At 38.9% G+C, this 18,753-nt stretch carries 19 protein-coding genes; 8 read left to right on the top strand and 11 right to left on the bottom strand.

Annotated elements, in window-relative coordinates:
• Positions 1–7 precede the first annotated feature (7 nt).
• The 6 genes from BLS16_RS18675 to sucC all read right to left on the bottom strand — a co-directional run bounded on the left by BLS16_RS18675 (position 8) and on the right by sucC (position 6,763).
• Positions 8–874 (bottom strand): 3-hydroxyacyl-CoA dehydrogenase family protein, encoded by an 867-nt coding sequence (locus tag BLS16_RS18675; RefSeq protein WP_092335173.1) that lies wholly within the window; start codon positions 872–874, stop codon positions 8–10.
• Positions 875–894: 20 nt separating this feature from the next.
• Positions 895–1,515 carry a nitroreductase family protein gene (locus tag BLS16_RS18670; RefSeq protein ID WP_242876367.1) on the bottom strand — a complete coding sequence of 207 codons (621 nt, stop codon included), beginning with the start codon at positions 1,513–1,515 and terminating at the stop codon, positions 895–897.
• A 9-nt stretch (positions 1,516–1,524) separates the two neighbouring features.
• Entirely contained in the window at positions 1,525–2,418 is an 894-nt protein-coding gene (locus BLS16_RS18665; RefSeq protein WP_092335171.1) for an MBL fold metallo-hydrolase, read from the bottom strand.
• 97 nt (positions 2,419–2,515) lie between these two features.
• Positions 2,516–4,327 (bottom strand): acyl-CoA dehydrogenase family protein, encoded by a 1,812-nt coding sequence (locus BLS16_RS18660; RefSeq protein WP_092335170.1) that lies wholly within the window; start codon positions 4,325–4,327, stop codon positions 2,516–2,518.
• Positions 4,328–4,756: 429 nt separating this feature from the next.
• On the bottom strand, positions 4,757–5,629 hold the full coding sequence (gene sucD, locus BLS16_RS18655; RefSeq protein ID WP_092335169.1) for a succinate--CoA ligase subunit alpha: 873 nt from the start codon (positions 5,627–5,629) through the stop codon (positions 4,757–4,759).
• A gap of 21 nt (positions 5,630–5,650) precedes the next feature.
• Positions 5,651–6,763, bottom strand: coding sequence for an ADP-forming succinate--CoA ligase subunit beta (gene sucC, locus BLS16_RS18650; RefSeq protein ID WP_092335168.1), 1,113 nt, complete (start codon positions 6,761–6,763; stop codon positions 5,651–5,653).
• Between the two features lie 649 nt (positions 6,764–7,412).
• Here sucC and BLS16_RS18645 point away from each other — a divergent pair.
• Both BLS16_RS18645 and BLS16_RS18640 read left to right on the top strand, forming a co-directional pair.
• Positions 7,413–8,111 carry a hypothetical protein gene (locus BLS16_RS18645; protein ID WP_092335167.1) on the top strand — a complete coding sequence of 233 codons (699 nt, stop codon included), beginning with the start codon at positions 7,413–7,415 and terminating at the stop codon, positions 8,109–8,111.
• A gap of 188 nt (positions 8,112–8,299) precedes the next feature.
• Positions 8,300–9,157, top strand: coding sequence for a methyl-accepting chemotaxis protein (locus BLS16_RS18640; protein ID WP_092335166.1), 858 nt, complete (start codon positions 8,300–8,302; stop codon positions 9,155–9,157).
• A 121-nt stretch (positions 9,158–9,278) separates the two neighbouring features.
• On the opposite strand, the gene BLS16_RS18635 is transcribed toward BLS16_RS18640, so the two are convergent.
• Positions 9,279–9,464 (bottom strand): hypothetical protein, encoded by a 186-nt coding sequence (locus BLS16_RS18635; protein WP_092335165.1) that lies wholly within the window; start codon positions 9,462–9,464, stop codon positions 9,279–9,281.
• A 221-nt stretch (positions 9,465–9,685) separates the two neighbouring features.
• On the opposite strand from BLS16_RS18635, the gene BLS16_RS18630 reads away from it, so the two are divergent.
• Positions 9,686–11,104 carry a Na+/H+ antiporter NhaC family protein gene (locus BLS16_RS18630; protein WP_092335164.1) on the top strand — a complete coding sequence of 473 codons (1,419 nt, stop codon included), beginning with the start codon at positions 9,686–9,688 and terminating at the stop codon, positions 11,102–11,104.
• A gap of 15 nt (positions 11,105–11,119) precedes the next feature.
• Here BLS16_RS18630 and BLS16_RS18625 read toward each other — a convergent pair whose 3' ends face one another.
• A complete protein-coding gene (locus BLS16_RS18625) occupies positions 11,120–11,770 on the bottom strand; it encodes a potassium channel family protein (protein WP_092335163.1) in 651 nt (216 codons plus the stop codon).
• 182 nt (positions 11,771–11,952) lie between these two features.
• Here BLS16_RS18625 and BLS16_RS18620 point away from each other — a divergent pair, with 182 nt between their 5' ends.
• From BLS16_RS18620 to BLS16_RS18605, 4 genes are all read left to right on the top strand, one after another.
• The gene (locus tag BLS16_RS18620; RefSeq protein WP_092335162.1) at positions 11,953–12,570 is read left to right on the top strand and encodes an RNA polymerase sigma factor; all 618 of its coding nucleotides are present in this window, start codon (positions 11,953–11,955) and stop codon (positions 12,568–12,570) included.
• Positions 12,527–13,000, top strand: a complete 474-nt coding sequence (locus BLS16_RS18615) for an anti-sigma factor family protein (protein ID WP_092335161.1) — start codon at positions 12,527–12,529, stop codon at positions 12,998–13,000. Before BLS16_RS18620 ends, BLS16_RS18615 begins: the two co-directional genes overlap by 44 nt.
• 25 nt (positions 13,001–13,025) lie before the next feature.
• Positions 13,026–13,736, top strand: coding sequence for a B-box zinc finger protein (locus BLS16_RS18610; RefSeq protein WP_092335160.1), 711 nt, complete (start codon positions 13,026–13,028; stop codon positions 13,734–13,736).
• A 263-nt stretch (positions 13,737–13,999) separates the two neighbouring features.
• Positions 14,000–14,305 carry a zinc-ribbon domain containing protein gene (locus BLS16_RS18605; RefSeq protein ID WP_014901799.1) on the top strand — a complete coding sequence of 102 codons (306 nt, stop codon included), beginning with the start codon at positions 14,000–14,002 and terminating at the stop codon, positions 14,303–14,305.
• Positions 14,306–14,489: 184 nt separating this feature from the next.
• Here the strand turns inward: BLS16_RS18605 and msrA are convergent, their stop codons facing one another.
• Positions 14,490–15,464: a peptide-methionine (S)-S-oxide reductase MsrA gene (msrA, locus tag BLS16_RS18600; protein WP_092335159.1), complete on the bottom strand. Its 975-nt coding sequence runs from the start codon at positions 15,462–15,464 to the stop codon at positions 14,490–14,492.
• 387 nt (positions 15,465–15,851) lie between these two features.
• Between msrA and BLS16_RS18595 the strand changes: the two genes are divergently transcribed.
• A complete protein-coding gene (locus BLS16_RS18595) occupies positions 15,852–17,483 on the top strand; it encodes an acyl-CoA dehydrogenase family protein (protein ID WP_242876366.1) in 1,632 nt (543 codons plus the stop codon).
• 14 nt (positions 17,484–17,497) lie between these two features.
• Here the strand turns inward: BLS16_RS18595 and BLS16_RS23825 are convergent, their stop codons facing one another.
• Both BLS16_RS23825 and BLS16_RS18590 read right to left on the bottom strand, forming a co-directional pair.
• On the bottom strand, positions 17,498–17,662 hold the full coding sequence (locus tag BLS16_RS23825) for a hypothetical protein (protein ID WP_014901796.1): 165 nt from the start codon (positions 17,660–17,662) through the stop codon (positions 17,498–17,500).
• A 161-nt stretch (positions 17,663–17,823) separates the two neighbouring features.
• Complete coding sequence (locus BLS16_RS18590) at positions 17,824–18,666, bottom strand: DegV family protein (protein ID WP_014901795.1); 843 nt, start codon at positions 18,664–18,666, stop codon at positions 17,824–17,826.
• Between the last annotated feature and the right edge of the window lie 87 nt (positions 18,667–18,753).

Genomic DNA, 18,753 nt, shown 5'->3' with positions numbered 1-18,753 from the left:
TAGTTCCTTACTCGTATGAGTAAAAACCTTTTTTGGACTTAACGCCATATTCTCCCTTAGTGAATTTTTCGACAATCAGTGGAGATGGCTTATCCTTCGGATCTCCAGTATTTTGGTAACGTTCCATTCCAATATAGTAAGCCAAATCAATTCCTGTGAAGTCTACTAAACGGAATGGTCCCATAGGATGCCCTAAAGCATTTGTGACTGCAATGTCAATCTCTTCAGGGGTAGCAATTCCCATGTCGGCAAGGAACATAGCCTCCGCATTGAGAGCTGCTAAGATTCGATTAACAAGGAATCCATAGATTTCTTTTTTCAGTAATACCCCGGTTTTCCCCAGTTTAGCTGTCAAATCCATGGTGATTTGAGCAGTTTCCGGTGAAGTATGAGCTCCCTGTACAACTTCTACTAATTTCATAACTAAGGCAGGATTAAAGAAGTGCATGTTGCAGACTTTGTCAGGTCTTTTAGTTGAATATGCAACTTCAGAACTAACGATAAACGAACTATTAGTAGCCAAAATTGCATGGGGAGGGGTGATTCTATCTAAGTCCGCAAAAAGCTTTCGTTTAATGTCCATTTTTTCAACAGCAGCTTCGATGACATAGTCCGCATCTCCTGCAGCTTCCTCAAGACTTGTAGTGAAGCTAAGATTAGCCATTGCCATATCAGCTTGTTCTTGCTTCAGTTTTCCTTTCGAAACACGCTCAGGCAACCACTTCTTGGCAAAAGCCTCCGCTTTATCTAACATTTCTTGACTAATATCTGTACAGGATACTTTATACCCCGCCAAAGCACAACACACTGATATTTGATGACCCATGTTGCCGGCCCCAATAACACATATTTTCTTAATATCTTCAACCTTCATTAGTAAGCACCTCCAAAATATTATTCCAGTACTTTATAAACAATCTCTTCTATATTTATCCTTGGACGTAAAGGGGGGCTTTGATCAGGAAATCCAACTGGCATCAAGGCAGTGATCACCAGATTATCGGGCAATTCCAGAATCTGAGCAATTTTCTTTGCTTTCATTAATTGCACCCAACAGGTACCCAGACCCAGGGACACAGCTCGCAGGGCAATATGCTCTATTGCAAGAGCAACATTCAGCATGGCATGGGGAATAAATCCCTTCAATGCGTTAGCATCCAGTTCTTGATCAATGCCCGGATAGTTGTCAAAAGCTTCTGACCCAAATACTCCTGCATCAACTAATTCTTGTACCCTTTTTCTGGTGTTTTTGGCATAGGAAGAAAGATCTGCACAACAAACAAGCAAAATTGGAGCTTCACATAGAAACTTTTGGTTAAAGGCTGCCTCTCGGATTTGTTCTTTAATGGCCTGATTCTTAACCACAATAAAACGCCATGGTTGATGATTGGTACCCGAAGGAGCCAAGCGAGCTGCTTCAAGCAATTCTTGCAGCAAATCGTCTGGAACAGGATCCGATTTGTATTTACGGATACTTCTCCGCTCTATGAGTGCTGTTTTTACATCCAAACCCATTACCACCTTTCAGGCATAAGCCTTATACTTTTGATTCGCCATTAATTTGACCTCTCCAAGCCCCATTAAGTGCCGAAGGTGTTTTCCAATCATGACCTCTTCAAAATATCTATACAGGCTTTGAGGTTCAGGATAGTGATCATATATGATTTTCATTTCCATCAATTCTTGTTTTGACCTGGGGACACGCAAGGCTTGTAATAGTTTCGTTGCTCGCAGGTCAATTATCTCAGCGTATTCTTTAAGTCGTTCGGGGATATTGTCTGAAATGATCGGGGAATGACTTGTCACGAGTACTTTGGGGTTTAAATCAATTAGTCGTCTAATCGACTTAGAAAACTCCTCCAGATTCGAACTTGTATTTCCATAAAACGGCCCAAACGGAGACAAATCAATATCCCCGGAAAACAATATGCCTTCCTTTGGTTCATAGAGGGAGATATGCCCGGGTGTATGGCCCGGGGTATGAAGCACTTGTAAGACTACATTTCCAAAGTCCAAGATCTCCCCCTCTGCCAGTTCTCTTCCTACCGCTCGACCTGGCATGCCATGGGGAAAGGGATATCCCTCTGGGAAATCCGGTGTATGATCTAGTCCTGAATAGGCCAAAAATTCTTTTTTACTTCGCAGGGCAGGTGCATCAAGGACGTGAGCCCATATTTCTGCTTTGGGGAAATATTTGTTGCCAAAAGCATGATCCAGATGAAAGTGTGTATTTATGATTACATCCACATCGCCGTTTCTAAGTATTTCCTCTCTGCGGCTAAGTCCAAACCCAGCATCGACAAGCACTCTTAAGCTGGAATCGATCAACAAACCATTGCTATAAGGGAATCTCCCCTTACATTCCCCGGGGATAAAAAAGAACTTCGGCATAAGCTCTATAAGCATATCTTTACTCATTTTTCTATTCTCACAGTTCTCTGAATACTAGACTGTTTATTAAAAACTTAGCTAAGGCCAAGCTAGAAACAGTCTAGCTCTTCAGCACCTAGAATCTCTAAAAGGCTTCTTCTGGCATATCAATGGCGGATGTATCAGCATCTTTAATGACTCGAACAGTAGCCATAACATCAGGTAAAATATTGTGCACGTAGAATTTAACAGTTTGGACTTTTCCGGGATAGAAAATGTCTGTAGCTCCTTCTTTGATTTTTGCACTGCAGACCAAAGCTTGTTGCATTAACAAGTAAGCAGCATAGAGCTCAGCCGTAATCCGTAGAATTCTTGTACTGTACAACGGTACCATTCTGATATCGCCTTTAAAGTAGCCTAGCACAGTCTTCATCATGTCTACGTAGGATTGCAATGCTTCTCCAAGTAATGCAAATTCACGAGCAAATTCGGTATTCCCTTCGTTGCTTTGTACAAAAGCGCCGATTGCTGTCAAGAACTCCTTGAATATATTACCTTTTTCCAGATTCCACTTACGGCCAACAAGATCCATAGATTGAATAAAGTTAGTACCTTCCCAAATGGAGTAAATTTTGATATCTCTGGCACATTTAGCGACTGGGTATTCCTCTGTAAAGCCATAGCCTGCAAAGACTTGAATTGCTTCCGTAACCATTAACCAGCCTTGATCTGAGCAATACGCTTTAACTAATGGGGTGATAACTTCAATAAAGCGTTTTGCTTGAGCAACATCTTCAGGTTCTCCGCCGAAATCAATTAGATCAAGATAGTAGTACCCTTGGAAAATCATTGCACGCATAGCATCTAACGTAGCTTTTTGAGTAAGCAACATACGACGGACATCTTCGTGTTGGATAATAGGAACCCGTTTTCCTCTGGGATCAGTAATTGGACGACCTTGAATACGTTCTTTTGCATACTCAACTGCATTATTATACGCAACAGTCGCTACACCTAAAGCACTATGCCCAGTATCCATTCTGGATCCATTAATCATCTTGAACATTTGGGCCATGCCTTGTCCGATTCCTTTTTCGTCCGGTGCACTACCTAAGAGCCAACCTATGCACTTATCATCATCACCGAAGCTGAGTACTGCTGTTGAAGAACCTTTCAAACCCATTTTGTGTTCGATTCCAACAGTTGTGACATCGTTAGGTTCGCCGAGGCTTCCATCCTCATTAACCCAAATTTTAGGTACAATAAATAGTGACAAACCTTTTGTTCCCGGAGCAGCACCATCAATCCTTGCCAATACTAGGTGGATGATATTTTCAGTAAGATCGTGGTCTCCACCCGTAATAAAACATTTTGTCCCCTTAATTTTATAAAAATTCGGCTTCTCAGTAGGATACGCTTTAGAGGTCATATCTCCTACATCGGATCCGCCACCAGGCTCTGTCAAACACATTGTGCCGTTCCAAATCCCTGAAAACATTTTTGGAGTGTAGAGATCTATCTGTTCTTTTGTAGCAAATTCTTTAATTACAGATGCGATTCCACCTGCTAAACCGAAATAAGGGGTCATTGATGGGTTAGCAGCTATCATAAATTCACGAACAGATTCACTTAGAATCTCTGGCAAAGTGCCTTCTCCATCGATATCCTTGTTGCTTCCACCCCAGCCATTCTCTTCGACAAACTTAAATGCTTTATGAAAAGATGGTGGAACGATAACTTTCCCATCAGTAAATTTTGCACCAATAGTATCTCCGTCGTCATTGGTCGGAGCTACTACTTCTCTACTCATTTTTAAGGCTTCATCGAGAATTGAGTCAACATCTTCGAAGCTCAGATAATCCTCAAAACGTTTCAGCCCAAGGATTTTCTTTCCATCTAACCACTCTTTAATGATGAATTTGTTGTCACGGTTTTTGTAAATATATTTGCTAGCCAAAAAAAACACGTCCTTCTTTTATTATTTTAAGTACAAATTACAAATGGGTATTTTCTCACCTCACTCAAGCACAAGTCTCTCAATTCGCCTTTTACATAGAGATTTTGTAAAGGCTACCATTTCTTCATTACAAAAAGCATGCCAACTGTCACAACAGAAGAAAAATACTTTGAAATACTCGGACAATTTTTATCATTCTTTATTCGCCTAGGGCCCCGCAACTAATTTTGATACTATCGGTACAAATTTTTTCAAAAAGAAAGACCTCTTGGTGGATTTGTTCCACTAGGATTGGGTAGTTAGACTTGTATGGAATTGAAACAATCAGATTAGGCATTTTATATTTTCCAGTATATAAACCATACAGCTTAATGAATACATAAAAACACCCACTTACTATGAAGTAGGTGTTTTAAACCTAGAAATTATTTATAGCTTAAGCAGTAGTTCCTTGATTATTCCCGGCACCTCAAAAGGAAGTTCAACAATCTTTGCTCCAGCCTCTGTCAATGCCTTTACCTTACCTTCGTAAGTTCCCTTACCTCGCTCGATGATGGCTCCTGCATGACCCATTTGTTTACCCTGGGGAGCACTCTTTCCAGCAATGTAAGCCACTACTGGTTTGGTCATTTCTTTAATATATTGAGAAGCTTCTTCCTCAGCAAATCCTCCAATTTCTCCAATTAATACAACTACTTTAGTTTCCGGATCTTGCTCAAATTTCTTAAGGACATCGACAAATGTAAGCCCAACTACTCGATCACCGCCCATCCCGACAACTGTTGATTGTCCAATATTTTGCGCTGTGAGATTCCCAACGATTTCGTAAGTAAGAGTACCGGAGCGAGCTACAACACCCACTGGGCCAGGAATAAAGAATTGATTAGGCGGAATACCGATTTTACATTTACCCGAAGATACAATTCCAAATGTGTTTGGTCCTATAACAATCGAATTAACCCGCTTTGCATAAGCAACGATTGCCATTTCGTCATGAACAGGGATATGTTCAGTAACAACTACAACTACTTTTATTCCCGCCGCCAAAGCTTCCAAAGCCGCATCTTTGGCCATGGTCGCAGGAACAAAAACTACCGACGCATCAATCCGATGCTTCTCAATTGCAGCTCGAACGCTATCATATACTGGTATTCCCTCGATAGTGGTTCCACCTTTTCCGGGGGAAGTTCCTGCTATAACCTTGCTTCCATAGGTTAACATTTGCTTTGTATGAAAAAAACCTTGTTTCCCAGATATCCCCTGAACCAGCACATTCGTTGTTTCATCAATAATAATGGCCAATTCTAAGCCCTCCCCTTCTAATTACCTAGAAAGCTCTACAACTTTCTTAATCGCGTCCTGCATAAAATCATAGGCTTCAATACCAACTTCTTTAAGTATTGCTCGACCAGCTTCTTGGTTGGTACCTACTAATCGTACGACCACAGGAACTGGAATACCAATATTTTTTTTCACAGAAGCTAGGGCTCTTGCAACATCATCGCAACGAGTAATTCCACCAAAGATGTTAATAACTATTGCCTTAGGATTCCTAGATAATATTAATTCTAACGCTTTTGCAGTACCTTCCTCACCTGTTCCTCCCCCGGCGTCAAGGAAGTTAGCAGATTTTCCTCCATAATAAGTAATAGTATCAAGTGTACCCATAGTAATCCCGGCACCATTGGCCATAACCCCAATATCACCATTGAGCTCAACAAAAGATAGTCCTAAATCATGAGCAGTTTTCTCCACAACTGTACGCTCTTCTACCCGTGGTAGTTCTATCTGTCTATAAAGTGCAGCGTCATCGATAGTTATTTTTGAATCCGCTGCGATGACTTTATCACCACTAATAACTAACGGGTTTATCTCCACTAACTCAGCATCTATCTCCACAAAAATCCTATACAAAGTTCGTATCGTTCTTACAAGTTCTTTACCTAGAGGGCTATTAAGAGTTACACCCATTCGTCTGACAATATCACTGGCAATAAAACTCTGCATACCTAATTCTACATCGATTTGTTCTTTAATAATGTAATCTTCAGCGACTTCTTCAATATCCATGCCACCCTTGATCGAGGCAATGATGACAGGTCTCTTTGCTGCTAAATCTATAGTGATAGCCAAATAAAATTCCTTGTCAATTTTTAGCTTTTCCTCTATAAGCAAAATCTCAACTGCATGTCCTTGAACGGTCATTTCAAATATCTCTTGTGCTGCAGCTTTGGCCTGTTCAGGATTATCCGCAAACTTAATTCCACCTGCCTTGCCACGTTTTCCAGATAACACCTGAGATTTTATTACCACAGCTCCGCCGATATCCTTCGCTATAAAAGCAGCATCTTCCGAGTTGTTCACCATTCTCCCCTTCGGCACTTTAAGTCCGTATTTTGAAAATATTTCTTTCCCCATATATTCAAACATTTTCACAATCCAGTCACTCCTTTCTGGTTTTAAGAGAATTCTAATCAACTTGTTTAGCTTTTAGTGAACATCAGTCAGGACGCAACATGACTTTTCCTTAGCTAAAGTCCACTGAACTCGATGAGCTAGCCCCAATATGACTTTGCAACCTTTACATATTCAAAGCAACCGATCATTATTGCATCTATAATACTCCTCCCTTAAAACTTCAAAAGTTAATGGCAATCTGAATATTTTGCAATTAACATGCCATCAATTAGGAATTGTTAAAAAGTCTAAACTATAAAACTATACGAAAAAATGTATATATTGTATACATAGTGTATACCTATGAAACAATTTAACTCAAAAGCACCTCTTTCTAAGGCCTGTGTATCTGTATCTTTTTCTAATTTCTGGAAACACGAACCTCGCAATCTACACTAATCCTTACCAATGACTTATGCCACTCTCTATATATTAGATAAAACTTGTATTATGAATAGATGTTTGTTGATTTTTGAATATTACAACAATTATGGCATCGAAGTTGCATATTTGTGGAGCGTAACCAATTCGTCAGTAAGCTGGATTAACTGGATACCGGCAACAAAGAGAGGGGGCTTAGAGTTATTTTTTGATTTATTAAGAAAATTTTAATTAGGAGGATGAATAAATGGCTTCTCTAAGCGAAGTTTTTAACAAATTAACCTTTATCTTTTTAGCCTTATTACTAGTTGTTATTATGGCGGGTGAGTTAATTTTAGAGCCGAGACATTTAGCTACCTGGCCGGCATTTTTAATTATGATTTTTTACTTCATGTCACACATGAACATCAAAGAAGCACCAGCTATCTTAATCGGAAGTGCCTTCGGTTTACTTAATCTGGTTCTGATAACTTATTTTTTGGGAGTAATTGTACCAATGATGGGCGGAGACATGGCCAAAGCCACCGACCCTCATAATGCAGAAATTATATTCATAGGAAAATTAATCTATATCGCGATATTTGTCGCTGCCATTGTATTTTTAAAGGACATTGTTCCATGGGTCTTCAATAACTATGCATTTATGTGCTTTACCGTTGCTGGTGCCGTATCTGCCGGTTACACAGTAGCAACCATAGCAGCACATACAGTTGCTGGATACGCAAACGCTGTTGTTGCAAAGGGAGGTAACCCTGAAGCTATTGCCGCCATGAAGGCTGCGACTGACAAAGCTATTGCTGCCACGGTTCCACACGTAAATGTGTTTGAATGGATTGGAATTGAACTGATCGGTGGAGGTATCTTCATTGTTGCTATTTATGGCATCAATAAGCTGGTAACCAAACTTGCCATAGCCGCAGCTGCTAAGAATAATGTCCAAGGATAATATTTTTAATCAATTCTGAGTCTCCCCATTCCGACATTTTTAGCAGAGCGCTCACCAAAGAATATCTTTAAGTGGGCGCTCGTTTTATAGTTTATAGCTACTATGCTAATTCAAGGAATAACGATGTTAATCTAAATTAGAAGGTCTCACACTTTTTATTGAAATCATTCAGAAAGAGGCGTATCTTAATGGAAGACTCTATATCAACGAATACCATCAATGAAAATGATTTTTTTGAGATTATTGGAAAAATCGCATCGTTATTTCACCAGGTCATACCGATTGAAAATACCGTTATTGTCACTGATCGAGAAAAATTCAGACATTATTTCATGGGCACCGAAGCCGTTATCAGCAAATCTGATTTAGTCGGTAGTCCTATTCCTACAAGGGGACATATACCCATCTCATTAACAACAGGTGCTCATAAAGTTGGCATTGTGCCAAAAGAGCAGTATGGAGTAGCCTTTAAATCTTCAACTATGCCAATTAAAGATTGGTCAAATAGTATTATTGGAACTTTAACTCTTGCCCTTAGCTTGAAAGGCCAAACTGCACTGCAAGAGATAACTGAGAATATTTCATCTTCCGCTGAACAACTCTCGGCAACGACAGAAGATTTAGCATCCTCAGCTCTAGTATTATCGGAAAATATTGCTGAGGTATTATCCCAAACTCAAGACATCTTGAAATTAATTGAGCAAACTAATAATATTTTAGATTTTGTTAAAAGTGTGGCTACAAATTCAAGATTATTAGGTTTAAATGCCGCTATAGAAGCTGCAAGAGCAGGCGATTTTGGCAGAGGTTTCACTGTTGTGGCTGATGAGATTCGCAAAATGGCAGAAAATAGTGCAAAGTCGGTTAATGATTCTAAAACCTTAATCTCGACTATCAATGACAAGGTTAATCATCTTATGAATAAGGTGGAGGAATTAACAAGCGTTGCACTTACCCAAGCCGCAGCTAATCAAGAAATGACTGCAACAATTCAAAGCTTCGCCGCCACGACTCAAAATATGCGTAAAGTTTCGGAAATTATTTAAAAGGTCTAATTATAAATTCTTAAGTACTTCGGTAAATTTAAGTTCGCTTCATAGTACCAGAAAAGACACCCACCAGGGTGTCTTTTCTGGTACTATGCATGAACCTACAGACTTGAAATTTCTATTTAGATTTAGTTAGGCGTGGTAAATCCCAAAATTCCTTTTTTAATGGAACTTCATAAGTAATCTTGGTATATTGCGCTTTATCATATGTCTGCCCTCTTAATAAATCTACCAAAAAACGTTCACCACTCCGTTTGTCTTCAATAACAACCATGCGACTTGGATTGCTTTGCTGTCTTTCCAAAATAAAATCCCCTTATCTTCATTAAAGTCTGATAGAAATGTCATACTATGTAACTTCGCTAAATAATAACTTATTCCTTCTTTGCTTAAGTTGATAAAATCTATCATTGTGATTCATCTAATATATGATTACCTATCTGGGGATAATATATAAGTAATGCCGTCCAGTAATTTTTAGTTAAGAAGAGATTGTATTTAAACTAAATATGAAAGTAGGTTGTTATGGAAAATTCATGGGTCTCGCTTTTGCCTTTTTTAGTGGTTATCCCAATATCAGTTTTGTCCAAACAAGTTCAACCAGGCCTTTTTGCAGGTTTAATCTTAGGCAGCTATCTTATTCAGCCGGATCTCTTTGGTGGCATCAAAACACTCATATCTTATCTTATTAACAATTTGGTAAAACCCAACAATATTAGAATTATTATATTTCTTTATGTTTTTGCCGGCCTTATAAACTTGACTAAAATAATGGGAGGAATGAAGGGATTTGTTAACCTTGTGGGCCGCAAGGTTAAAACCAAACGCTCAGCTATGCTGCTAATCTGGCTTTCAACATTTGGAACTTTTAATAACCCCAATTTTAGAATTGTGACCGTTGCTCCCATTATGAAATTATTGAAAAGAAGGCTGCCAATCTCTTTGCAGAAAATAGGCTTTATGATTGAAGTAACAGCTAATCCGGTAGTTGCACTTGTTCCCATAGCAACTGCATTTGTTGGATATATGGTATCTTTAATTGGAACATCTCTACAACAAGTGGGAATTAACGAATCCCCCTACAGTGTGTTTATAAAAAGCATACCTTTTAATTTCTTCTCACTCTCCATAATTGGCATAGGACTTTACTATAGCTTTTTTAAAGAAATGAGAAGTGAAACTCAGGAGGACTTGGTTGATACCTCCGAAGCGCAGCACGAGGAGGAAGCACTTAAAAAGTGTATTGAAAACTATCAGAAAGAAACCCCCAGCAAACCAATAAATCTCATTCTCCCCCTATGTGTGATCTTAATCATGACTCTCTTCTTAAGTTGGAGAGACGGCCGATCTCAAACCAACAACTTCTTTGAGACCTTTTTAAAAGCTGATTCCCTAGGGGTTATGCTTGAGGCTCTTTTTGTAACATTGCTTTTGTCATTGCTTTTCTTCCTTTTACAGGGTATTAGTGTCGCTAAAATCGTAACTCATTTCGTTGAGGGTGGCAACGAACTGGTTTCTGTTATCCTAATGCTTGCATTAGTTTGGGCCTTATCGGCTGTTTCCGAAGATTTGGGATTCTCAACCTATATTGCTTCAAATTTAGTAGGTTGGATCCCTAAAAGCTTTATTGCACCAATTGTTTTTATTTTAGGAAGTTCTATTGCTTACTTCATCGGTTCATCTTGGGGAACCTGGGGTTTATTGATGCCCCTGGCAGTAACATTAGCTCAAGAAACCAGTTCAAGTATTATCCTTGTAATTGGAGCTGTTTTCGCTAGTGGTACCTTCGGTGCCTTTGCCTCTCCTTTAAGTGACAATTCCATAACTTTATGTACAATTCTTGACCTACCAGTTATGGAATATGCCAGGTCGAAGTTAATACCATCATTAATTGCAGCTATTATCACTACTGTCTTATTTACGGTTGTTTCAATATTGATATAACACTCTTGAAGCCAATCAATCAGGCAATTTGGAAAGTGCATTTTTGCTGCTGACAATGACTAATACATCCTTGTCTTCTATTATATAAGCAGGGCCGGGCGCAACCACAATTTCGCCCCCCTTTTTCTTGACTGCCATAACATTAATTCCATACGCAGCTCTCAGATCTAATTCTCCAATACTTTTCTTAAGAAAGCGTGTAGACGCGGCAATCTCAAAGATACTATAATCCTGAGACAATTCTATAAAGTCCAGCACGTTTGAGCGAATTAAATTATTTGCTAGGCGTATCCCCATATCTTGTTCTGGATAAATGATTTGATCTGCACCAATTTTCTCTAACACTTTTCCGTGTTGAGTTGATTGAGCTTTTGCTACAACCATTGGAATTCCCATTTCTTTTAACATAAGTGTAATTAAAATATTAGCTTCCAAGTCATCTCCCATTGCAACAATTGCCACATCAAAGTTCCTAACCCCTAAAGCTCGAAGTGTTTCCTCTTCTCTTCCGTCAGCCTTTACTGCCTGGGTCACATCATTCATTAGAGCATGAACTGCATGCTCATTTTTATCCATTGCAAGGACATCATGTCCTAGATCACTTAAAGTTTTGGCTACACTCGTTCCAAATCTGCCTAATCCTATAACTACAAATTGTCTGCGCACTAGTATTACCTCCTTTTAGCCAATTGAATTCCTCTCGTCCTAATATTTCCATCGGTATTATGTTTCTTAACTCATCAATAACACTTTGTCTTCTTTAAAACATTGGTAAATAATTTTCAATTCCATTTGACGTATATTCAATATAGTATTCGTCTAAAAGGATGCAAGGCGGTGAACGATATTTGCATTATCATGCTCAAACCATCCTTAAAGAGGATGAGGAAATAATTCAGGCTGTCCTAATTGGAAATGGCGAGCGATACGGCGATATCGTAGATCGCTATCAGACGAAATTATATCGGGTGTCTTATTATTATACCCAAAACATCGAAGATGCTCGGGATCTGGTTCAAGATATTTTTATAAAAGCCTACAACAATCTTTCCAGCTTTAAACAGGGTTCGGCCTTTTCAACTTGGCTCTACAGAATTGCCGTCAACCATTGTCTTGATTGGTGTAGGAAGAAAAGGCCCCAATATGCAGAAGTAAGTTGCTTGGATATTTTTTCCGCAGAAGAAGAAGGCCCCGAAGACTTATATCTTCGGCAGGAGGTTGCCTCTGAAATCCAGGCAGCTGTTGTAAACTTACCAGCAATTTATAGTACAGTCTTAATCTTATACTATTTTGAAGATTTTAGCCCCCAGGAAATCGCTGAAATAACAAATACGTCTAAGCGAACCGTTGAAACCCGCTTATTTCGAGGCCGAAAAATGTTACGGGATAAACTGCACTCAAAGTCCTCTGGAGGTGAAGGTCATGACTTGTTATCGAAGCCAGGACAGTTGGCACAGTTACGTTAAACAGTGTTTGAGGGATTCAGAGCGAAACGAAATGGCCTCTCATCTAGGGCATTGCCCCGAATGCCGGGATATTGTTTCTGATATCAAGAAAACGTTAGAGATAATATCAAACCCAGACATCCCTATGCCTCAGTTAGATATCAAAGTCAATATTATGGATTCAATTGACAAGAACAGGTATAAGCAGAACTTAGTGAGTGTTAATACTTTTCGTCTTTTCGAGTTGAGAAATTGGGGCTTTAGTATGATCGCTGCCGGAGTTTTCCTGTTTGCCTTTAATCTAACCTCATTTAGCTCAATAATTAAAACAGATCAGGTGACAGAACTTGGCTCTTCACTTAGCAAACAAATATCAATTCCCTTAGACAAAGTAAGTCAGGCTGCTTCTTCTTTTTTAAACCACTTAATTCCTAATTCTCGAACAAATTAGATTAAAAATTCAAGGAGGACTAATCATGAATTGTAACTATCATCCTAACCAAGAGGCCCAAGCCCTTTGTGTGAAATGCAAAAATCCAATCTGCCCGGAATGCACAATTAAGGTAGACGATAAAACAATCTGTCGTCCATGCCTAGAACGTAGTCTTAGTTTTATTTCAGCTCCAAGTTTATCAACAGAAATATTTCCAAAGAAGACATTAATAGAGAAATTTCTATTTCTGTGCTACAGTCTAATTCCAGGTGCAGCTCATATGCATCTGGGACTATTTCGTCGAGGAATACAATTAATGATTATTACCTTTGGAGGAATCGCAGTAATTAATTTTATTGGTCTAGATTTTATTATGCCATTTATAGTAATTCCTGCTTGGTTTTTCAGCTTCTTTGAAAGCCACCATCTAAGAAGACGAGTTGAAGAAGGGCAGACTATTGTTGATCAGGATCTCTTCGACCGTCAATTATTTGATTACACCCCACTTTTAAAGAATCATCGTTTAATAGGAACTACTATAATCATCCTAGGCCTTCTCAGCCTTATCCACCAATTAGACAGATATTCATTTATAGGAAATCTAATAGGTAATTGGAATTTGTATAATTTACTAAGAGGAAGCATAGTCCCGCTAATGCTGATCTTAGGAGGTATTTACCTAATTCTTAGAACCTCACGACCACAAATGTTGGAATTAACACCTGAGATTCCAAAAGTTTTGGATAAAGAGTAACTCTATCTTCTTGCTTAAAGACTCGGAATAAACCTAATTTCAGTGCAAAAGATTATTATAAATCATCAAACATGCAGTCAATTTGTTAGGATGTACGTTTTTGAATATAAATTTGGATAATATTATAAAGATTATCCTATAAAAAGAATGATCCTAAATAAAAACAGTAGCCTCTGGGTATACTCTATTATTATCGAGTTTAAATCAGGAACCGACTCCTGAAATGACGACGATATTTACAACAAACTAAAGAGGTGTTTGCAATGTTTAATGACAAGATTTTGACTTGTCGAGACTGTGGCCAAGAATTTATTTTCTCCGCATCCGAACAGGAATTTTTTGCAGAAAAAGGGTTTACGAATGATCCTGGAAGATGCCCTCAGTGCCGCGCCGCCAAAAAGGCACAGACTCGATCTTCCGGTGGATATAATAACCGTCAAGAACGGGAAATGTTTCCCGCCGTCTGTGCCACCTGTGGAAAGGAAACAACTGTTCCTTTTCGCCCCTCTGGCGAGAAACCTGTGTATTGCCGTGACTGCTTCCACCCCACCCCTCGTAATAATTGGTAGTTTTCCTTTACCAATCAGCCTCTTCGGTTAGAGCCGAGGAGGCTTTTTTTCGTGTTCTAACCTTTGCTTTCATGTTTCATATAATTCTTTAGAACAGTCAGGATAAATATCATGTGTAAACTCCGCCTCAGAATGTACCTCTAGATGTTTCTGCGCTGATTAATTTGTCTGAGGTGAGGTGATTTCATTTGCGATCATCATCGAACATGCTTAAGTAATTACCGTAACCCTCTTCAATTAATGCTTCTTTAGGTATAAAGCGCAGGGCTGCAGAGTTAATACAATAACGCAACCCACCACTCTGCTCAGGGCCATCTTCAAAGACATGTCCCAGATGGGCTTCCGAGTTAGCACTAAGAACTTCGGTACGTTTCATTAAAAGACTGAAATCAGGTTTTTCTGAAATTACTCCTGTTTGAATTGGTTTCGAAAAGCTGGGCCACCCACAACCAGACTCGAATTTGTCCTGAGAACTGAAAAGCGGTTCCCCAGAAATCACATCCACATAAATCCCTTCTTTAAAATTATTCCAGTAGTCATTTTGAAAAGGGGGTTCGGTTGCTTTTTCTTGTGTTACTTTATACTGCATAGTTGTCAGTTTTGGTTTCAAAAGTTCTTTATCTGTATGCTTCCCCCAATACTCATTAAGAAAATCATCCCTGCCAGACCCTTGACGATAGGCACCATATCTCAATGGAAACTTTTTATAATAGGACTGGTGATATTCTTCAGCAGGATAAAACTTAACCGCCGGCAAGATTTCTGTCACGATAGGTTTCTTAAATCGCTTACTTTCGTCAATATCCATCTTGGATCTTTCGGCAAGGTTCCTTTGTTCCTCATTATGATAAAAAATTGCAGTTCGATATGCATGTCCCAGATCAACAAACTGACCCATTGGGTTCGTCGGATCAATCTGTTTCCAGTAAGTATCTAACAATCGATGATAAGATACTAAAAGTGGATCAAAGGTAATCTGTACCGCTTCAAAATGTCCAGTCTTCTTAGAGCATACATCCTCATAAGTAGGATTCTCTACACTTCCACCGGTATACCCCGCCTCTACCTTAGCAACACCAGGCAATTCTTCAAAGGGTTTAACCATGCACCAAAAACAGCCTCCAGCAAAGGTAGCAAGTTGCAATCCGTCACTGTTCATAAGTTATACCTCACTTCTTCCTTATCTAATACACAAGTAAAATGTTAGCTTCTCAAACCTTTTTATCTCTGTAATATAATGTTAATTCACGGTTATTCTCTGCCAAAACTGAATAAATCATGCTTGCTTGTTTCTCTAAGTAGATAAGAAGGATGTCTAAATTATTCATCCTTAAACTCTGAATGAGAGTTTTCTCTTCCTTAAGAATAATTTAAAGGTTATAGGCAATGTTTAACTTTACATTCTTTACATTTGTGAGATAATTAAGACAATTGATGAATACTTGTTCATTATACTACATGAAAGAAAGGTGTGAGGTTTTTGTCCCTCTTACTTAATCCCCAAAACTATCAAAGTCCGCAACATGATTCGTTATCTAAGGAAATAATGGAGAAAACTATCCATTTTTTTGAGGACAAAGGACTCAAAAGTATCAAGGAAGATGATCAGGCCAGCCGCTGGTATACAGATTTTCTAAAACTAATAAAAAAGGAACAAATATTCTCAACCCTGTTAACTCCAGCAGGCTATGGAGCATCGGATTCTCGATTTGATTTGTTTCGTGTCTGCGAATTCAACGAAATCAGTGCCTTTTATTCATTATCTTATCAATATGCTTATCAGGTTTCTATTCTCGGACTTGGACCTATTTGGATGGGGGATAATGAAAAGGCTAAACACTTTACCGCCCAGAAGTTAAGGGAAGGGGCAATTTTCGCCTTCGGATTATCCGAAAAAACCCATGGAGCGGATCTCTATAGTAACGAAATGTCCTTAACTTTAAATGGCGAGGGGAGCTATCTTGCAAATGGTGGCAAGTACTATATTGGTAATGCAAATGAAGCTGCACTAGTATCAACATTTGCGAAATATAGCGAGAATAATGACTATGTGTTTTTTGTCGTTGACAGTCAGCATCGGAACTATAAATTAAACAAAAAGATCTCCACCTCAGGCGTTCGTGCCGCCTACGTTGGAGATTATGAACTTATTGATTATCCGATTACTAAGGATGAGATCCTATCGAGCGGAACCTTGGCGTGGGATTCTGCTCTATCTACTATAAATATCGGTAAATTTCAATTAGGGTTTGCCTCAATTGGAATTTGCACCCACGCTTATTATGAAGCTCTAAATCATGCGTCTTACCGTGAATTATATGGGAAAAAAGTAACAGACTTCCCACATATTCAGAAGATTTTTACTGAATCATACGCTCGCCTGATTGCTATGAAGCTCTATGCCTTGAGAAGTTTAGATTATTTCCGCTCTGCTTCCGATGATGATCGGCGCTATTTACTATTTAATCCTATTCAAAAAATGAAAGTTACTACTCAAGGCATGAAAATAATTGAGATGCTTCTTGATGCAATTGCCGCCAAGGGTTTTGAACAAGACACTTATTTTGAAACTGCCATTAGAGACATTGGTATGATTCCTCGTTTGGAAGGAACTACTCACGTAAATATTGCCTTAGTTATTAAATTCATCAACAACTATTTCTTTAATCCAGTCGAATATCCGGCAATCCCCAAACGGGATGACTCTGCAGATGACTCTTATCTTTTCCGTCAGAAGGCTGGAAAGCTGGCTTCGGTACGTTTTCCTGATTACCACTTACCCTACGAAGGAATACAGATACCTAATGTGATAATTTTCCTAGAACAAATCGAGCTCTTCCGAACTTTCCTAGAACAGGCCGGCCCCAATCACGAACAGTTGAAGAATATTGACTATATGTTGGCCTTAGGTGAAATGTTCACCTTGATTGTATATGCCCAACTAATTTTAGAAAACTCTAAGCTCAACCCAATATCTTCAGAATTACTCAGTGAAATCTTTAGCTTTATAGTTCGTGATTTTGCCCAATTCGCTTTAACCCAGATCTCCAATTATAACAATACTATACAACAGGAGTATTTTCTAAAAGCTATGCTGAAGAAGCCTCACCTAGATTCGGAAATAACAGTTAAACTTTGGAACAATGAGGTTAAACCTTTAATAGGCATCTATCAATAAGCATTAAATACTTCTTATTTAATTCTTCGTAATTTAGCTTGACTTTTTGTTCTTGATAATGGATAAACATCAGTCGTTTTAGATTTTCGCCTCTTTTCGTTCTTGATCTGACGGCTTCTAGACCAATAAGCGAAGATTAGGACTAACCCCATAGCAATTGTTAACGTCATATAACTCATATGCACTCCCCCCCACCCTCGTTTATGAGCCAATGTTTTCTAATCACACTGCTGATTGTTATGCCAATTATTCTTCAATCTATTAATAATTATGTAAAGGTCTTCTAAATAGTATTATGAAAAGAACCCCTAGGATAAAAATCCCACGGGTTCTTGTTTTTTTATTCAAACTCAATCCCAGCCCCAACAGTTCCCGGCCCAGTGTGCACCCCTATAACTGGTCCCACTTGGGTAAAGGCTGTTGTCGGAAGTTGAAAAGCATATTCTAAAGCTTCCTTTAGATATACTCCGGCTTTTTGTGCAGCACCGTGAACTACCACCAATCGGATTGCTTTTCGCCCTTTTGCTAAATCTTGACATGCTTGGACAACGTTATCCAGTGCCTTTTTTTGACTATGTGCCTTTCCGTATGAGTGGTATATCCCGTCATCTCCTACTCTAATGATTGGTTTAATATTTAACAATGAACCCATAAAACCTTGAACCTTACCGATACGTCCTCCCTTTTGCAGATACTCCATAGTATTTAAAGTAAAAAGGGTTTCAATATTTTTTCTGGCCTTCTTAACATTTTCTAGAATCCACTGAGTATCATGACCTTCTTTAATATTCCTAGCAACCTCCATCACCATTAGCCCTGCCCCTAAACTAATCGTTTTGGAATCTACGAGGTGAATTTTTTCCTTAAACTTTTCCTTAGCGATATTTGCAGCATTGAACGTCCCGCTAAGTGCTGAAGAAATATGCACGGAGATTACTTCCTGATACTCCTCTAGCAACTTACTGTATAGCCGACTAAACTCCTCTGGAGTGGGTTGAGATGTCTGGGGGAGTGTTTTCTCTTCCATCAGACGTCGATAGAAGTCCTCACTCGTAAGCTCACCGTCAATAAATTCTTGCTCCCCGAACCTCACTTTAAGAGGAATTATATGGACATTACAATCCTTTATTATTTCTTCTGTTAAGTCAGCCGTACTATCCGTTACCAGGGCAATTTTTTTCATTTTAAGTACCATTCCTTTCGCTATGCTCAAGGCACAAAAATTTATGAAAGTGACCCCTGCTGGTTATAATCCAATTGGATAAGCAGA

This window comes from Desulfosporosinus hippei DSM 8344, assembly GCF_900100785.1.
Lineage (GTDB): Bacteria > Bacillota > Desulfitobacteriia > Desulfitobacteriales > Desulfitobacteriaceae > Desulfosporosinus > Desulfosporosinus hippei.
Note: the sequence above shows the minus strand (reverse complement) of the source record. Positions and strands in the feature narration are given on the sequence as shown.

What these genes read in the sequence shown, in the direction of transcription:
- BLS16_RS18630 (WP_092335164.1), top strand. Translation starts at nt 9,686, where the DNA reads ATGGAAAATTCATGGGTCTCGCTTTTGCCTTTTTTAGTGGTTATCCCA.
- BLS16_RS18595 (WP_242876366.1), top strand. Translation starts at nt 15,852, where the DNA reads ATGGAGAAAACTATCCATTTTTTTGAGGACAAAGGACTCAAAAGTATC.
- BLS16_RS18605 (WP_014901799.1), top strand. Translation starts at nt 14,000, where the DNA reads ATGTTTAATGACAAGATTTTGACTTGTCGAGACTGTGGCCAAGAATTT.
- BLS16_RS23825 (WP_014901796.1), bottom strand. Translation starts at nt 17,662, where the DNA reads ATGAGTTATATGACGTTAACAATTGCTATGGGGTTAGTCCTAATCTTC.
- BLS16_RS18645 (WP_092335167.1), top strand. Translation starts at nt 7,413, where the DNA reads ATGGCTTCTCTAAGCGAAGTTTTTAACAAATTAACCTTTATCTTTTTA.
- BLS16_RS18675 (WP_092335173.1), bottom strand. Translation starts at nt 874, where the DNA reads ATGAAGGTTGAAGATATTAAGAAAATATGTGTTATTGGGGCCGGCAAC.
- BLS16_RS18590 (WP_014901795.1), bottom strand. Translation starts at nt 18,666, where the DNA reads ATGAAAAAAATTGCCCTGGTAACGGATAGTACGGCTGACTTAACAGAA.
- msrA (WP_092335159.1), bottom strand. Translation starts at nt 15,464, where the DNA reads ATGAACAGTGACGGATTGCAACTTGCTACCTTTGCTGGAGGCTGTTTT.
- BLS16_RS18640 (WP_092335166.1), top strand. Translation starts at nt 8,300, where the DNA reads ATGGAAGACTCTATATCAACGAATACCATCAATGAAAATGATTTTTTT.
- BLS16_RS18670 (WP_242876367.1), bottom strand. Translation starts at nt 1,515, where the DNA reads ATGGGTTTGGATGTAAAAACAGCACTCATAGAGCGGAGAAGTATCCGT.
- BLS16_RS18615 (WP_092335161.1), top strand. Translation starts at nt 12,527, where the DNA reads ATGACTTGTTATCGAAGCCAGGACAGTTGGCACAGTTACGTTAAACAG.
- BLS16_RS18610 (WP_092335160.1), top strand. Translation starts at nt 13,026, where the DNA reads ATGAATTGTAACTATCATCCTAACCAAGAGGCCCAAGCCCTTTGTGTG.
- BLS16_RS18665 (WP_092335171.1), bottom strand. Translation starts at nt 2,418, where the DNA reads ATGAGTAAAGATATGCTTATAGAGCTTATGCCGAAGTTCTTTTTTATC.